Origin of the sequence: Laceyella sacchari (assembly GCF_004343255.1) — a bacterium.
Lineage (GTDB): Bacteria > Bacillota > Bacilli > Thermoactinomycetales > Thermoactinomycetaceae > Laceyella > Laceyella sacchari.
Genome location: NZ_SMDD01000002.1, coordinates 510961 through 527471 on the forward strand (window position 1 = coordinate 510961; position 16511 = coordinate 527471).

Sequence of the window (16511 nt, forward strand, 5' to 3'; positions counted from 1 at the left end):
TTATTTTTTATCTGCAACGCTATTTCCTGCAAAGAAGCAAAAAAACATGAAAATCGGTTTCAATCATTTCGGTTTTCTATCAAATCTGGAACATGTTACTCTATTCATAGTTGGCAAGCGTGCTGACGACATCGCTCGCGCCGCACCCTTGGCACTGACAAAGGAGGAAAGCCATGCAATTTACCTATCAAATTCAATTTAACGCACCCATTGAAGAGGTTTTTCATTGGCTGGTGGACCCTCAAAAACAACAAGAGTGGAAAACCGAGCTACTGGAGACCAAATGGCTGGAGCTTTACAATCCGGAGAATCCGGTTGGCATTCGGTTCACCCAAACCGTGCGCCAAGGCAAAAACACCTTGGAGCTTGATGGGGAAGTGATTGAATATTATCGTCCGAACATATACGGGGTGAAAATAAATAAAGGTTCTCTCTCTGAAGAAATCATTTATCGACTGGAACCTCTGACATCCAAGCAATGCCGACTACACTTCAAGTGCACAGTCCAATCCCGGACAGCGGTGTCAAAACCAAAGGAATGGTTTGCCTTCCTGCCTTCCCGCTTTCATCATGTCAAACAGTTGCAACGTCTAAAGCAACAAATAGAACAATAAGTCAACCTCCTACATCCACCGCCGAACGCAGGCAACGGTCCCCAAGTACTGAACGGCGACACCCCTGCGCCTTCACCCATACCCGTTGCCGAAGTTCGGCTTTTGCATCCCCGCTGGCCCAAGCACCACGCCAACCAGCTTCCCCTATGTGACCTTCATCCGCCTCTTTTAAATCTTACGCGTGATTTATCATTTTTCATGACAATAAACCTCTTTATTGTCATTATCTTGTCATCACTAAACGACTCAGAATGTATTATGATTGAGTAGATATCATTTCCCAAAGACATTCCCTCTTTCCTATAAAAACCACCTGTTATCATCACATATAAAATTAGATATAAAGGACGATGGGCATGAAGTTGTGTAAACGCAAAAACATTTTACGACTTTCACTATTCGCTGCCTTCTCCATTCTTACCCTGTCCTTGTTGGGCTGTTCTTTGGTGTCCATCGTGTCCGCAGAAAACAAGCCACAAAAAATCTTGGACACCAGCACGCCAAAACCAAAACCAGTCGCTATCTATTTTGTACCACACGCAGATGACGAATTGCTCTCCATGGGAGCAGACATTGTCAACCACCAACGCATGGGTTATGACATCCAGATGGTATTGGCAAGCCCCGGTGAGCATAGTGGAGCCCGGTTCGTGGTCAACGGCTTCCGGGAAATGTGGGAAGGGAAAAAGAAGGTGAAGCATCCCGTCTTCTGCCATTGGCACAACACGTATCACAGTGCTGATGAACTAAGAGATCCAGATCATTATTTGGATACAAAAGAGTTTGGCGATGCGAGAATCCGCGAATTTTATGAAGTTGCCCGCCGCTTGGGCGTCCCTAAAGAAAACACCCACACCTATGAATTAGTCAACGGCAAATTTACCGAAGAAGGGCTTCGTGCCATTTACGATGAATTCATCGCCCGGTATCCGCATGCGATTTTCCGCACCATGAGTCCATACGATTATCACCCCGATCATGCCATGATGGGCAAAGTGCTTATGAAGTATGAAAAAGAAGGGAAAATCGATCCCACGGATACGGCTTATTTTCTATCCATTTATAAAACTCGGTTCACCAAGTACGGCAAGTTGCCTGTTGAGTTGATAAAGGTAGGACCGATGGGAAAAGAAGAAACAAAGCGTCTGCAACATGCTGCGGAAGTGTATAGCCTGTGGGAGCCGCTGAAAGGGTGGCTGGCGCTGGGTTACCATAGCGTTCCACAACAATTCGACTCTTACTTTAGAGATAAATCAATGATCATGCATTATTGATCTACGAGGGTCTCCTACAGAGGGGGACTCTTTTTTCTTGCACGCAAGAATCTGAGAACCGAAAGCGGGTGTATCACCGTCTTCACGGTCTTTTCACTGCTAAACGGACGAGCGTATTTACATTCGGGCCGCTATTCCCATTTTCCTTAAAATGGATTATGATGAAAAGTAACGAATCTTCAAAATTCGACATTGGTTAGCGAAAAAGGAAGATGGGCATGAAACGAGCTGCTGGAGTGAAACAAAAGAGCAGGGTTATCTTCTGGTTAACCCTCATTCTGATCAATCTCGCCATGGTTGGTTTCTTTTTGGGCAAAATCGTGGCCGCACAAAGCCACCCCATCCCTCGCTCCGCTCCCGTGAACCAGCCAAAACCGCGCCCGGTAGCCATTTATTTTGTGCCCCATGCCGATGACGAAATCTTGTCCATGTCACCAGATATCGTCAATCGGCAACGGATGGGTTACGAAGTTCACTTGGTGTTGATGAGCGGTGGCGAACACAGCGGAGCCCGCTTCGTAATCAACGGCTTCCGTGAAGTGGCAAAAAAAGGAAAAGTGGTTAAAATCCCCGTCTATTGCGTTTGGCACAACACGTATCACAGCGCTCTTGACGTCAATGACCCCGACGGCTACTACAGCCCAAAGGATCTAGCCCGCGACCGGGTGAGGGAGTTTTACGCAGCGGCGGAGCGACTGGGCATTCCCCGCGACCGCGTACATGTGCGCAGTCTGGTCAACGGACGCTTTACAGAACGCGCTGTGCGCCAAGTGTATGATTACTTTTTGTCCCGCTATCCCCACGCCATTTTCAGAACGATGAGCCGGTATGATTATCACCGTGACCATGCGTTTTTGGGACAAATCATGCGGAAATATGAATTGGAAGGGAAAATGAAGCCCACGGACACCGTTTATTTCCTGTCCATATACAAGTCCCGTTTCACCAAACGCCGCCCACCTGTGGAAACCGTACAACTTAAAGTGATCGACCCCCGAGATCGCAACAAAATCCTGGAAGCCGCCCGGATTTATCTGCGTTGGGAACCCAGCCACGGTTGGCATGCGTTGGGGCTACACAGCGTTCCTCACCAGTTTGAGTCATTCATGAAGAATATCCGCGTGGAAGCCCATTTTGACAGCTAGGCATACCCAGCGATCATGTACGGCGGCTTCTTCGTCAACAAATCACATTTATACTAGTCAAAGTGATTAGCCCGTCACACCCCAAATGGGAGCGGAAGCGGTTGGAAAACGGACGGCGTTTCCGTCGCTAGATCCTGGCAAGCAGACGCTTGCTTTTTTTATTGGCAATATCTAGCGCCCAATTCCCTCTTTTTATTCTATAAAAATGTGTTTCTACTCCTATCAAATATAGAACCAATCTCATAAATTATAGTATCACTATTGAAAGGAGTAGAAATATGGCTACTTTCTTTGAAGCTACCTCGCAAAAAAATAAGCTTTCTAAGTTAGTGTTAAGCCACAGTGAAGTGCACGGGATTGGTGTGGGATATGCCAACCCACGAAAACCGTCCCAAGGAGCTGGCACCATTGTTTATGTGGAGAGAAACATTTCTTCAAAGCGGCTAGCCACTTTGAAAGCTACCATGGAACGAACCGTGGGTACCGCATCCAACGTTCCGATCCGTTTCATCAAAAGTGGAGGATTCTACACAGACAAATTGGTTGCAGCCCAACCAATCTATCAAACCCGATTGCGTCCGGTCCCCGGGGGAGTCAGCGTGGGCACGGCCACTGCCGGCACCGGCACGGCGGGAGTGATTACCGTCAACTACCCCAATCCGTCGCGCCTGTATGTGCTGAGCAACGCCCATGTGCTCAATCCGACCAATGACACCTCTTTTCATGAAGTGATTCAGCCGGGCCGATCGGATGGCGGGCAACCAGGAACGGATCGCATCGGCAGAACATACCAATCGGTAATTATCAGTACGACGTCTGTCAATTACTTGGACGCTTCCATCGCCATAGCCGACCAAAACAGCCTGTTGGATCCCCGTTATCTGTTGGGCAACACAGGACAACGAATTGTGTTGTCAGGTCATTTCGTCAGCTACCCTGTGGGCTTGCGTCTCAGGAAGACTGGGCGTACATCGGGATACGGCACAGGAACTGTAGAGTCCATCAACGCCACAACGCGTATCCAATATCCGTTCGGGATCGGCACGTTTGAAAACCAAACCATCGTTCAAGGGGATGGCGTCGTGGGAGGCCCCGGTGATTCCGGGTCCGTCTGGATTGGGCGAGGTTTCAATGGTTCCGATTACGCCGCCGCTGTTCACTACTCGTCCACTTCCAACATGACCCGTTCGTTGTGCTTCCCCATTCAATACGCCATGCAGACGTTCGGGTTGAGAATTGCCATCCCAGCTACCTCTTCCGCCAGACCGGAAGCTGGCTCCCTCAAAGTTGCCCCGAGAAAAAGCTTTGCTTATACGCAACCCCTTACTCAGAGGGAATTGGAACAAATCAATGTGGTCAGAGCGAAAAGAAGATAACACCCGTCAGCCCGCCCACGGGGGAGTAATCGTGTGGGCGGGCTTTTTTGTTTGGATGCACAAAACAACCTTCACAAGGAGGAAGGTTGCCGGTGTTTAGTCCAATTGCTTCTCAAACGCCATGTGCGGATCGTCGCTCCCTCTAAGGTAAATGATCCCCTTTTGCTCATAATCATTTACCTTGTAGAGCCGCATCGCTTTTTCATTCTTGATCTGCGTGTCCAATCGTATGCTGGTGTACCCGTGCTCCTTGGCAAACCGTTCGATCTCCTCCATCAATATGCGGGATACTCCCTTTCCTTGGATGGCCGGGTTGACGCACAGTCGATGCACCACCAAAAAACGTCCAGATTGATCTGACCAAGAAACCTTTTCATAGGCATCCTCATATTCCTGATCCAATACGACGACAGCCGCCACCCGATCTTCATCGAGCAGGGTGTAAAGATTTCTCTTCTGAATGTCGTCCTTAACCAGTTCTTCGCTGGGATAATCATCCGCCCATTGGCTAATGCCTTGCTCATTCATCTTGCGTGTCGCATGCCGGTAAATCTCCAAGATCTCATCGAACTGATCCAAATGTGCATGTACTAACCGCATGTTGCATCTTGCCTCCCTCGCTTCAACCCGCAGAATCTATCTCTAGGGTTCCACCAGGGAGAAAGAACATACCAGACATGCTCCCCTCTCCGGGCATTACATCAACACCATGCCGACGGCGGACACGACCGCGATCACCAACCCTACCCCCATGAACACAATCACAATGCCATACCCTTTTTGATCTAGGTGCATGAATGTGAAGAGTTGTAGCACTACCTGAATTGAAGCCGAAATGATCAGCACCCAAAAAATGGCCGTTTTGGATTCAACCAGTCCTCCGCCGACTACGACGAAGGCAATCGCCGTGAACAAAATCATCCATATAAACGAGAGGACATAGCGCCATGCCGTTTCCGGCTTTTCCTTCGGTTTCACCGGCCGCTGGGTTTGCTGCTGCAATTGCGGTTCCATTCCAACCACCTCGCCTTTCCACCTTTTTATTTCATTATAATGAATTTTCTAACCATAAGCGATAGATATAGTCACCCATCGGGATACCCTGGTCTTTTCCCGCCATCCTCCCTAATCGCTTGATAGATGCAAACGTATTTAACAGAATCCCCTTCCCGATCGTGTTGGAGTCATTTATAATATAAAAATGAGGAATACAAGACAATAACATAGGGATATCCTTCGGGGCAGGGTGAAATTCCCGACCGGCGGTGATGGGAACGGCGTTTCCCTAAGCCCGTGACCCGCTTACAAGCGGTGGATTCGGTGTGATTCCGAAGCCGACAGTATAGTCTGGATGGGAGAAGGATGATGACGCGTACGAAAATCAAGGTACACGACCCAGGGTGGAGTCTGCCCTTTTACAAAAATGGGTTGTTTGCACCTTTCTTTCTGATACCCCGAAGATGGCCACACCATCTTTCGGGGTTTCTTAGCTTTTTCAGGCCTTCGTACCCGTTGTCATCAGAAGCACAAACGAGGGAGCGTGTTCTGATGCAACGATCGCAAGCACTGACAAAAATGATCTTTTTATCTTTGATGGCGGGCATCGCATTTATCTTGCAAAAACTTGAATTTCCGTTGCCCGGCTTTCCAACGTTTTTAAAAATTGATTTCAGCGAAGTTCCTGCCTTGATCGCAGGACTTCTCTATGGGCCGTTGGCCGGGGTGTTGGTGGAGTTCTTCAAGAACTTCCTACACTTCCTCTTCAGCGGCAGTGAAACCGGCATTATCCCTGTCGGTCAATTGTCTAATTTCCTCGCCGGCAGCGTCTTTGTCGCTGTCACTTCCATCATTGGTCGCAAAGTGGGAGAACTGAAAGGGCTCATATACGGTTTGGCCACCGCCACGGTGATCAGCGCAGTCGTCATGACTTCGGCCAATTGGTATGTCTTCTTCCCGCTATACAGCAAACTGATCCATTGGACAGTGACCGGTTCACAAAAATTCGCCTTAATCATGTATGGTATTGCCCCGTTTAACTTACTTAAAGGCGTACTTGTGACCGCGATTTTCATCCCGCTTTATTTGAAATTACAACCGCATCTGAAACGGCGCTTAAGTTTCTGAACAGCGCCTTTGACCATAGAAAAACCCAGTCAAACAGGGAACATCCCGCGTGACTGGGTTTTTGTTGCCGTTTGGCAGTTGAAATTAGGCATTCACATGTTCTTTCAGTTTCGCGTTTAGCGCAGCCGTCACAAACCCGCGGAAAAGCGGTTGCGGACGGTTAGGACGAGAGATGAACTCAGGATGGAATTGGGCTGCGACAAACCAAGGGTGATGAATGTACTCCACAATTTCCACCAACCGGCCGTCTGGCGAGGTGCCGGAGAAGCGGTAACCCACTTTTTCCATCTCCTCGCGATACTCGTTGTTAAACTCATACCGATGGCGATGGCGCTCGTACACCAGATCCGTACCATACGCTTGGTGAGCTACGCTACCTGGCATAAGCTTACACGGATAGAGGCCGAGTCGCATGGTGCCGCCTTTTTCTTCAATCTCTTTTTGCTCAGGGAGAATGTCGATAATCGGATAAGGGGTGGACGGATCAATTTCCGAACTATTGGCTCCCTCCAGCCCAAGCACATGACGGGCACCCTCGACGCAAGCCATCTGCATGCCTAGGCAAATGCCCAAGAACGGAATGTTGTTTTCGCGAGCGTAGCGAGTAGCAGCAATTTTCCCTTCGATGCCGCGGTCGCCGAATCCACCCGGCACCAGAATCCCGTTCACATCCCCCAACAGCTGAGCGGCATTCTCATCGGTCACTTCTTCAGCATTGATCCACTTGACCTCAATATCGGTGTCGCGCTCAAACCCGGCATGGCGCAATGCTTCCACCACGCTCATATATGCGTCGTGCAAAGCGACGTATTTACCAACGATGGCAATGCGGGTGGTATGCGCCAAATTTTTCACTTTATTGACCAGCTTGATCCAATCTGTCATATCTGCTTGGCCGCATTCCAAGCCAAGGTGGTCGACCACAATTTGGTCAAATCCTTGTTCTTGCGCCATCAAAGGCACTTCATACAATGTTTCCGCATCGCACATTTCAATCACGGCTTCACGGTCAATGTCGCAGAACAGAGCGATCTTCTGTTTGATTTCTTCAGCCAACGGATATTCGGTGCGGCAGACGATGACATTAGGCTGAATCCCGATGCTGCGCAATTCTTTGACCGAGTGTTGCGTCGGTTTGGTTTTCAATTCGCCGCTGGCTCTCATCAGCGGCACCAACGTGCAATGGATGTACATGACGTTTTCACGGCCCACATCACTTTTAATCTGGCGAATCGCTTCTAAGAACGGCAAGCTTTCGATGTCGCCAACGGTACCACCGATCTCAGTGATGACCACATCGGCACCTGTTTCGCGCGCCGCCCGGAAAACGCGATCCTTGATTTCGTTGGTGATGTGCGGAATCACTTGTACCGTCCCACCCAGATAATCACCGCGGCGCTCTTTGTTGATGACGGCAGAATAGATTTTCCCTGTCGTAACATTGCTGTTTTTACTCAGGTTGATATCAATAAAACGCTCATAGTGGCCGAGGTCGAGGTCGGTCTCCGCACCGTCGTCGGTCACAAACACTTCGCCGTGTTGGTATGGGCTCATCGTGCCCGGGTCGACGTTGATATATGGATCAAATTTTTGAATCGTCACTTTGAGCCCCCGGTTTTTCAACAATCTTCCCAATGCGGAAGCCGTGATACCTTTGCCAAGGGAGGATGCCACGCCTCCGGTCACAAAAATGTATTTTGCCATGTTTTATCTTCCTCCTGTATCTAAGGATGCCCCTATTCGCTGAAAGCATTTCAAAATCTCGCGTTCAGGCCCGCAACCATTTTTCTCAATCGCTTCACTTGTTTACGAGGCACTCACTGAAAAAAGGTTGGTTGCCTGTCGTAGCGGTTGAAAATACTGCACAAAATAGAAAAGAGCGCCCCCGAATGCAGGGGCGCTCTTCTCATTTCCGTTCATAATGAGCCCAAAAAATAATTTATCTCACGTACCTTTATTTGTCAAGGATTAAAGCTCGTCTTCCTCGTCGTCTTCCACGTCTTCGTCAGGCAATCCATCCTCATCACCGTCAAAAGACGTGTCTTTGTCGGCATAAGGCACATCGATATCATCCAATTCATCCAGGCCGGCATTTCCGTAATCCTCGTCATCTGCATCAAACAAATCTTCATCCAAATCTTCGTCTAAATAGTCGTCTTTTACGTTCATGGCCACAGCGGAATCGGTTGCCTGCTCTGTCGAATACCATTCCCTCAAGCCCCAAGTGCCTCTGCCCACACAAACGAAGCGTCCGTCAATGTTGATTTCCGTATACAATTGCGCGATATATTGTTCAACTTCCTCTTGGGTAAATTCCTTTTTCTTCGCAACTTCCGCCATGATGTCTCTATATTGCATCGCGTCGCCTCTTTGCTTGAGCAGGTCGTACGCTAGATCAACCATCGACGTTTCTTTGATCTTTTCTAAAGCGAGGTTGTCATTCAACCTGGACACATCCTTCCCTCAGGGCGAAGTCCACAAAATCCCTATGTTTCTCGTACAACTATTTTATCCAAAAAACGGTTGAAGTCAACCAATCTTCCTAAAAAACATCCCTACGCATGGAAAAAGCCCGGCATCCATCAAAGAATGCCGGGCGCAAACAAATAGGCTTGCGCGGCTCTCCATGTCGAGCCCTGAGCTCTTGCGCCCACAGGGCTGAAAGCAAAGGAATCGATCTACATGTTTCGCCGATATTGACCGCCCACCTCATACAAGGCGTGGGTAATTTGCCCAAGGCTCGCCACTTTCACCGTTTCCATCAATTCCGCGAACAAGTTGCCACCGCTTCGAGCCACTTCCTTCAACCGTTCCAGCGCTTCCGGCGCCTCATTGCGGTGCGCCTGTTGAAACGCCCTCAGCCGGTCGATTTGCGCTTGCTTCTCTTCCGGTGTAGCCCGGGTTAATTCGATCTCTACCGTTTCTGCCGGCGGATTGGGATTTTCAAAAGTGTTCACACCGATAATCGGCAATTCGCCCGAGTGCTTTTTCATTTCATAATACAACGATTCCTCTTGAATCTTGCCGCGCTGGTACTGCGTTTCCATCGCTCCAAGCACGCCGCCCCGATCGCTGATCCGCTCAAATTCCTTTAATACCGCTTCTTCCACCAGATCAGTCAATTCATCAATGATAAAGGAGCCTTGCAACGGATTTTCATTTTTAGCCAATCCCAATTCCCGGTTGATGATCAATTGGATCGCCATGGCTCTGCGCACCGATTCTTCGGTTGGCGTAGTAATCGCTTCGTCATAAGCGTTGGTGTGGAGCGAATTGCACTGGTCATATATAGCCATCAACGCTTGCAATGTGGTACGAATATCATTGAAATCGATCTCCTGGGCGTGCAGTGAACGGCCGGACGTTTGGATATGATACTTCAGCTTTTGGCTGCGCTCATTGCCCTTATAGAGATGCTTCATCACGATCGCCCACACCCGACGGGCAACACGGCCAATCACGGAATATTCGGCATCCAACCCGTTGCTGAAAAAGAAGGACAAGTTGGGGGCGAATTGGTCGATCTTCATCCCCCGGCTTAAATAATACTCCACATACGTGAAGGCATTGGCCAAGGTGAACGCCAACTGGGTAATGGGATTGGCGCCCGCTTCAGCGATATGGTAACCGCTGATACTGACCGAATAATAATTACGAATTCCATGCTCAATAAAATACTCCTGAATGTCCCCCATCATCTTCAAGGCAAACTCAGTCGAAAAAATGCAGGTGTTTTGCCCTTGGTCTTCTTTCAAAATATCGGCTTGCACCGTTCCCCGCACACTGCGTAGCGTCTCTGCTTTGATTTGCTCTCTTTCTTCCGCTGTCGGTTCCCGGCCTTCCCGTTCCCGGAATCGATCCACTTGTTGGGCAATGGCGGTGTTAAAATACATCGCCAAGATGATGGGCGCGGGCCCGTTGATCGTCATCGAAACACTGGTGTTGGGCGCGCACAAATCAAAGCCAGCATACAGCTTTTTCATATCTTCCAGCGTGCAAATGCTCACCCCGGATTCCCCGATTTTCCCGTAGATGTCGGGCCGTTCAGCAGGGTCCTCTCCATACAGGGTCACGCTGTCGAACGCGGTAGACAAGCGTTTGGCTGTATCATTTTTAGATAAGTAATGGAAGCGCTTGTTGGTGCGCTCAGGTGTTCCTTCTCCCGCAAATTGCCGCTTCGGGTCCTCATCGGCCCGCTTAAACGGAAACACACCCGCAGTGAAGGGGAAGTGACCTGGCAAGTTCTCTTTGCGGAACCACCGCAACAAGTCGCCCCAATCCTTTAGCTTAGGCAGGGCCACTTTGGGGATGCGCGAACCGGCCAATGTTTCCGTGAAGAGGGGCACCCGCATCTCCCGATCCCGCACTTTGGTGATAAACACGTCTTGCCGATACGCTTCTTGTACTTTTGGCCAATCCGCCAACGCCTTTTTGCTCTCTGGCGCCAACCGCTCTTCGATTTCCTTGATTTTGGCCGAAAGCCGCTTATTGAGATCATCATCGTCCGCAAGCAACGTTTTGGTTCCTTCCAGCTGGTACAATTGGGTGGCCAGCCGAGCCTGCTCCTCGGATTCCGCATGGTATTTGCGAACGGTGGCCGCAATCTCACGCAGATAGTGCGTCCGCTCCGGCGGAATGATGGCATGCCCCTTGGTCACATCATCCTCGTTGCGATCCCACGTCGTTTGCCATGCGAGCGAACATTTCTCATTGATTTTTTCAATCAGTGCCCGGTAAAACCGGTTTGTCCCCGGATCATGGAACCGGCTAGCCATGGTGCCATAGACAGGAATCGCTTCATCCGGCGCGTCAAACAGCCCGTGATTGCGACGGAATTGTTTTTTGACGTCGCGCAACGCGTCTTCCGAACCTTTGCGGTCAAACTTATTAATGGCGACCAGGTCAGCGTAATCCAACATCTCAATCTTCTCCAGCTGGGAGGGGGCACCGAATTCGGAGGTCATCACATACAAGGACACATCGCTGATCCCTACCACATCCGCGTTGCCTTGCCCAATTCCGCTGGTTTCAACGATGATCAAATCATATGCGGCCCGTTTCAACACAGTAATGGCATCCCGGATGCCGGCACTCAACTCCGAACGCGTTCTCCTTGTGGCCAAGCTCCGCATATAAACGCGCGGATGGTGAACCGCGTTCATGCGGATACGGTCACCCAGCAAGGCGCCTCCCGTCTTTTGCTTGGAGGGGTCCACCGAGAGTACCGCCACTTTTTTATCAGTGAAGTCCTCCACAAAGCGCCGTACCAATTCATCGGTCAAAGAGCTTTTCCCCGCTCCCCCTGTGCCGGTGATCCCCACCACAGGAATCACTTTGTCCACCGGTGGTTGGAGGCGCAATTCATCCAGCGCCTGGCGGAGATGATCGAGCCCTCCATCCGCCTCAGCCACTTCCTCCGCCGCTGTGATGAGACGCGCAATCGCTTGCGTGTTCCCTTCAGAAAGGGCATCCATTTCCCATGTGATCTCACCAACCGTCGGAAAGTCGGTTTCGCGCACCATGGTATTGATAATCCCCTGCAATCCCAACTGGCGGCCATCGTGCGGGGAAAAGATTCGCGAGACGCCATACGCCTCCAACTCTTTTATTTCCTGGGGAATAATGACGCCCCCGCCTCCCCCGAACACCTTGATGTGTCCTGCACCCCGCTGCCTTAACAAATCGACCATATATTTAAAAAACTCCATATGGCCTCCTTGGTAAGACGATACCGCGATGCCTTGGACATCCTCTTGGATTGCCGCTTCCACAATCTCATCTACGGAACGGTTGTGACCCAGATGGATTACTTCCACCCCTGATGCCTGCAACAGGCGACGAAACAAGTTGATGGAAGCGTCATGCCCGTCAAACAGACTGGCTGCCGTCACAAATCGCACCGCATGTTTAGGTCGAATCACTTCTGTTTCCATCCCGCTTCCCTCCATTGGTAAACTCACCCAGCAACAATGCCATCTGCCGATCCATGTACTCCTGCACGTCATAGTGCTTACCGAGCGACCAGTGGCGGAATGTCCACATCTGTCCCATCACCATGATGTTATGTGCCATCAATTTAATAGAAGATGGGTCGATGCCGATCGTTCCGTCCTGCATCCCTTTTTGCAAAATCCGTTCAAAAAGTCCTGTGATTTCCTCTTCTTTGCTCAATACATACTTCATCTTGTCGTTCGGCAAGGACTTGGTCTCTTGGTAGATCAACAGCACCAACGGACGCATTTCATCCATCACGCGAAACAGCTGTTTCAACCCTTTGCGCAGGGATTCCATCCCCGAATCAGACTCGGTCACCACTTCCAACAAACGCTTTTCCAAATCGGAGTGGATGTCTTCGCAAACGAGATATAGCACATCTTCTTTGCTTTGAATATATTCATACATCGTGCCGATCGACAGACCGCACTCCCGCGCGATTTCCCTCGTCGTGGTCTTGTGAAATCCCTTTTTCACAAACAGCCGAACCGCCCCTTCGATGATCTGCCGCCGCCGCTCCGCGATCAGGCGCTGATCCTTAATCATCGACGGGATCAGCTTGGAATTGCGTTTCAATTCGTAATTCCTCCTTTAGCCAACGGCGCGCCACCTCATGCGGGCTGATGCGTTGATCCAATGCGTCCTGGATATCCCGCCGGAAGCGGGGCGCCTGTTGTTTGGCCTTGAAACGTTCCCGCCAAGCGGAAAAAACCAAGTCGCTCACTTCTTTTTCAATACGCGCTCTCCGCTTCTGCACCAATAAGCCATGCGCCCGCAGATGGGCATAGTGTCGTTCCGCCGCTTCCCACCAATCCTCCAACCCTTTCTCCTCTGTCGCCAACGTTTCAATGATCGGCGGGTGCCATGGGGCGTCATGCTTGGATAAAGCCAACAAATCTTGTATCTCCTGCTTTAAGCGCGATACCCCGGGAAGATCAGCCTTGTTGATAACAAACAGATCGGCGATTTCCATGATTCCCGCTTTAAACACCTGCACCACATCGCCCGCCGTCGGGTTTAACACCAGTGTGACGGTATCAGCCAGATGCATAATGTCCCACTCCGCCTGACCTACACCCACAGTCTCGATCAAGATAACATCATACCCTGCCGCGTCCAGCACACGGACTGCCTCTGAGGTGGCTTGGGCCAAACCGCCCCATCCTCCCCGGCTTCCCATGCTGCGGATGAAAACTCCCTCATCCAACGCGTGTTCCGTCATCCGCACCCGGTCCCCCAAGATGGCCCCACCAGTGAAGGGGCTGGTCGGATCGACCGCCAACACCCCCACTGTTTTTCCCATGTGGCGCAACAGGCGGATCAAGGCGGCGATGAGAGTGCTTTTGCCAGCGCCCGGTGAACCGGTGACGCCGATCAATTGGGCATTGCCTGTATGGGGATACAATGCGTCCAACCACTTTTCTTTCTCGGGGTCCCCATTCTCCATCCGGCTAATCAGGCGGGCGATCTGCCGTTTGTTTCCCTCCTTGATCTGTGTCAGCCATGTCTCCATCGCCGTTCCTCCCGCTTATTTCAATAAATAATTGGCTATGACGACACGTTGGATTTCGTTGGTTCCTTCATAGATTTGCGTAATCTTGGCGTCGCGCATCATCCGCTCGACCGGATACTCCCTGGTGTACCCATATCCACCGAAGATTTGCACTGCTTCGGTGGTCACTTGCATCGCGATATCCCCCGCATACAATTTAGCCATGGCCGAAGCCTTGCCATAAGGAAGCCCCTCGGACTCGCACCAAGCCGCTTGATACGTCAGCAAACGCGCCGCTTCAATCTGCGTGGCCATATCCGCCAGCTTAAATTGGATGGCTTGCAGTTTGCTTAGCGGTTGCCCGAATTGCTTGCGCTCTTTGGCGTAATCACGAGCCGCGTCAAAGGCGCCTTGGGCGATACCAACCGCTTGAGCAGCGATGCCGTTGCGCCCACCGTCCAGCGTCATCATGGCGATTTTGAAACCTTGCCCCTCTTCTCCCAACCGCTGGCTGGCCGGGATGCGGCAATCTTCAAAAATGATTTCTGTGGTCGGTGACGACCGGATACCCAGCTTTTTCTCCTTTTTGCCGATGGAAAACCCAGGCGTACCCTTCTCTACGATGAAGGCAGTGATGCCCTTGTGCTTTTTGGACGGATCAGTCACTGCAAACACGACATAGATTTCTGCTTCTCCACCATTGGTGATAAAGATTTTGTTTCCGTTAAGGATATAGTCATCACCGTCGCGTACCGCTGTCGTTTTCATCCCGGCGGCATCAGAGCCGGAGCCAGGCTCGGTCAACCCGTACGCGCCCAATTTGCTTCCTTCAGCAAGCGGTTTCAAAAACCGTTCTTTTTGCTCGTCAGTGCCAAACTTGTAGATGGGCCAGCTTGCCAGGGAGATGTGCGCCGACAATGTCACACCGATCGATCCACACACGCGGGACAATTCTTCCACGGCAATCACATAGCTGAGATAGTCAGCCCCGGCACCACCCCACTGCTCTGGAAATGGAATTCCGGTCAAGCCCAACTCACCCATCTTGTCAAAAATAGACCGGTCAAACCGCTCTTCCTCATCCCGCTCCCCTGCACTTGGTGCCACTTCTTGCAAAGCGAATTCGCGCACCATTTTGCGCATCATTTCATGCTCTTCTGACAATCGAAACTGCATATTTTGCCCTCCTGATCTCTGTTATAAGGGCGCGTCCGCAAAAAAACTATGCGAAAGAAGCCACAACCTGTTTGGACACGCCCGGATGGTGGATGCTACATGTGATAGCGCTCCTAATTCCCTTCCTATTCGCTTCCATATCCATGAGCAAGGATTTCTACAATTCTATCAGGACGAAAGCACTTCATTGGCAATAACAAGCCGCTGAATCTCATTGGCTCCTTCATAGATTTGTGTCACCTTCGCGTCACGGAACAGCCGTTCCACTGGATATTCCCGCGTATATCCATATCCACCAAACACTTGCACCGCCTCTGTGGTCACGCGCATGGCCACATCTGAGGCGAACATTTTAGCCATCGACGCTTCTTTCTTGCAGTTGGACCCTTCTTCCCGCAACACAGCCGCGCGGTAAGTGAGCAAGCGAGCAGCCTCAATCTCAGTAGCCATGTCAGCCAGCTTAAACTGAATCGCTTGCAGGCGGCTGATCGTGTTGCCGAATTGTTTGCGCTCCTTGGCGTACTGAAGCGCGGCTTGATATGCCGCTGTCGCAATTCCCAGCGCTTGCGCAGCGATACCGATCCGGCCGCCAGCCAAATTGGACAATGCCACTTCATAGCCTTGCCCCTCTGCACCCAACCGCTGCGTAACCGGCACTTCCATCTCTTCAAAAATCAAGGAACTGGTATTGGACCCGCCCATCCCCATCTTCTTCTCTTTCTTCCCAATGGTGAGACCTGGGGTGTCCTTCTCCACGATAAATGCCGAAATGCCTTTGGTTCCTTTGTCAGGGTCGGTTACCGCAAACACCACATATACATCCGCTTCTCCCGCATTGGTGATGAACACCTTATTCCCTGACAGCACATACCGATCCCCGACGCGGCGGGCTTGTGTGCGAATGCGCGCGGCATCCGATCCGGCCTGTGGCTCAGTTAGCGCAAACGCCCCCAAGTATTCCCCCCGGGCCATCCGTGGGACATAGGTTTGCTTTTGTTCTTCTGTGCCGTATTTTAAAATCGGCATCGTTCCCACAGATGTGTGCACAGCCAATATGACGCCAACCGTAGCGCTAATCTTGGATATTTCCTCCAAAGCCAAAATGTAAGACAAAAAGTCAGCTCCCGCTCCACCATAAGCTTCAGGGATGGGGATGCCCATCAGCCCAACCTCTCCCATGCGCCGGATCACTTCCCGCGGAAACTGATCTCCTTCATCCATGGATTCCAAATAAGGAGTAATCTCTTTCTCTGCAAAGTCACGCACCATTCTGCGCATCATTTCTTGTTCTTCCGTTAACAGAAAGTGCATCCCTC

Annotated in this window: 14 protein-coding genes and 1 riboswitch; of the genes, 5 read left to right on the forward strand and 9 right to left on the reverse strand. The window is 50.7% G+C overall.

Features of this window, described 5'->3' with window-relative positions; genetic code table 11:
* Positions 1 to 173: 173 nt before the first annotated feature.
* From EDC32_RS09665 to EDC32_RS09680, 4 genes are all read left to right on the forward strand, one after another.
* Positions 174 to 614: an SRPBCC family protein gene (locus EDC32_RS09665; RefSeq protein WP_132221757.1), complete on the forward strand. Its 441-nt coding sequence runs from the start codon at positions 174 to 176 to the stop codon at positions 612 to 614.
* A 356-nt stretch (positions 615 to 970) separates the two neighbouring features.
* Positions 971 to 1888 (forward strand): PIG-L deacetylase family protein, encoded by a 918-nt coding sequence (locus EDC32_RS09670; protein WP_158283319.1) that lies wholly within the window; start codon positions 971 to 973, stop codon positions 1886 to 1888.
* 218 nt (positions 1889 to 2106) lie between these two features.
* On the forward strand, positions 2107 to 3033 hold the full coding sequence (locus EDC32_RS09675) for a PIG-L deacetylase family protein (RefSeq protein WP_158283320.1): 927 nt from the start codon (positions 2107 to 2109) through the stop codon (positions 3031 to 3033).
* A 278-nt stretch (positions 3034 to 3311) separates the two neighbouring features.
* Positions 3312 to 4409 carry a hypothetical protein gene (locus tag EDC32_RS09680; protein ID WP_132221763.1) on the forward strand — a complete coding sequence of 366 codons (1098 nt, stop codon included), beginning with the start codon at positions 3312 to 3314 and terminating at the stop codon, positions 4407 to 4409.
* A 96-nt stretch (positions 4410 to 4505) separates the two neighbouring features.
* Here EDC32_RS09680 and EDC32_RS09685 read toward each other — a convergent pair whose 3' ends face one another.
* Together EDC32_RS09685 and EDC32_RS09690 are read right to left on the reverse strand one after the other, a co-directional pair.
* The gene (locus EDC32_RS09685) at positions 4506 to 5009 is read right to left on the reverse strand and encodes a GNAT family N-acetyltransferase (protein WP_132221765.1); all 504 of its coding nucleotides are present in this window, start codon (positions 5007 to 5009) and stop codon (positions 4506 to 4508) included.
* Positions 5010 to 5105: 96 nt separating this feature from the next.
* Positions 5106 to 5423, reverse strand: a complete 318-nt coding sequence (locus EDC32_RS09690; RefSeq protein ID WP_132221767.1) for a cytochrome C oxidase subunit IV family protein — start codon at positions 5421 to 5423, stop codon at positions 5106 to 5108.
* A 214-nt stretch (positions 5424 to 5637) separates the two neighbouring features.
* A riboswitch (FMN riboswitch) is annotated at positions 5638 to 5776 on the forward strand.
* A gap of 181 nt (positions 5777 to 5957) precedes the next feature.
* On the opposite strand from EDC32_RS09690, the gene EDC32_RS09695 reads away from it, so the two are divergent.
* A complete protein-coding gene (locus EDC32_RS09695; RefSeq protein WP_132221769.1) occupies positions 5958 to 6533 on the forward strand; it encodes an ECF transporter S component in 576 nt (191 codons plus the stop codon).
* 84 nt (positions 6534 to 6617) lie between these two features.
* Here EDC32_RS09695 and EDC32_RS09700 read toward each other — a convergent pair whose 3' ends face one another.
* The 7 genes from EDC32_RS09700 to EDC32_RS09730 all read right to left on the reverse strand — a co-directional run bounded on the left by EDC32_RS09700 (position 6618) and on the right by EDC32_RS09730 (position 16506).
* Positions 6618 to 8237 carry a CTP synthase gene (locus EDC32_RS09700; RefSeq protein ID WP_022737349.1) on the reverse strand — a complete coding sequence of 540 codons (1620 nt, stop codon included), beginning with the start codon at positions 8235 to 8237 and terminating at the stop codon, positions 6618 to 6620.
* A 264-nt stretch (positions 8238 to 8501) separates the two neighbouring features.
* Positions 8502 to 8978, reverse strand: a complete 477-nt coding sequence (gene rpoE, locus EDC32_RS09705) for a DNA-directed RNA polymerase subunit delta (RefSeq protein ID WP_246026906.1) — start codon at positions 8976 to 8978, stop codon at positions 8502 to 8504.
* Positions 8979 to 9211: 233 nt separating this feature from the next.
* The gene (gene icmF / locus EDC32_RS09710; protein WP_132221771.1) at positions 9212 to 12466 is read right to left on the reverse strand and encodes a fused isobutyryl-CoA mutase/GTPase IcmF; all 3255 of its coding nucleotides are present in this window, start codon (positions 12464 to 12466) and stop codon (positions 9212 to 9214) included.
* Positions 12441 to 13103 (reverse strand): TetR/AcrR family transcriptional regulator, encoded by a 663-nt coding sequence (locus EDC32_RS09715; RefSeq protein ID WP_022737346.1) that lies wholly within the window; start codon positions 13101 to 13103, stop codon positions 12441 to 12443. The genes icmF and EDC32_RS09715 overlap by 26 nt, the downstream gene beginning before the upstream one ends.
* On the reverse strand, positions 13066 to 14040 hold the full coding sequence (gene meaB, locus EDC32_RS09720) for a methylmalonyl Co-A mutase-associated GTPase MeaB (protein WP_022737345.1): 975 nt from the start codon (positions 14038 to 14040) through the stop codon (positions 13066 to 13068). Before meaB ends, EDC32_RS09715 begins: the two co-directional genes overlap by 38 nt.
* Before the next feature lie 15 nt (positions 14041 to 14055).
* The gene (locus EDC32_RS09725) at positions 14056 to 15195 is read right to left on the reverse strand and encodes an acyl-CoA dehydrogenase (RefSeq protein WP_022737344.1); all 1140 of its coding nucleotides are present in this window, start codon (positions 15193 to 15195) and stop codon (positions 14056 to 14058) included.
* 168 nt (positions 15196 to 15363) lie between these two features.
* Positions 15364 to 16506 (reverse strand): acyl-CoA dehydrogenase, encoded by a 1143-nt coding sequence (locus EDC32_RS09730; RefSeq protein ID WP_132221773.1) that lies wholly within the window; start codon positions 16504 to 16506, stop codon positions 15364 to 15366.
* Positions 16507 to 16511 lie beyond the last annotated feature (5 nt).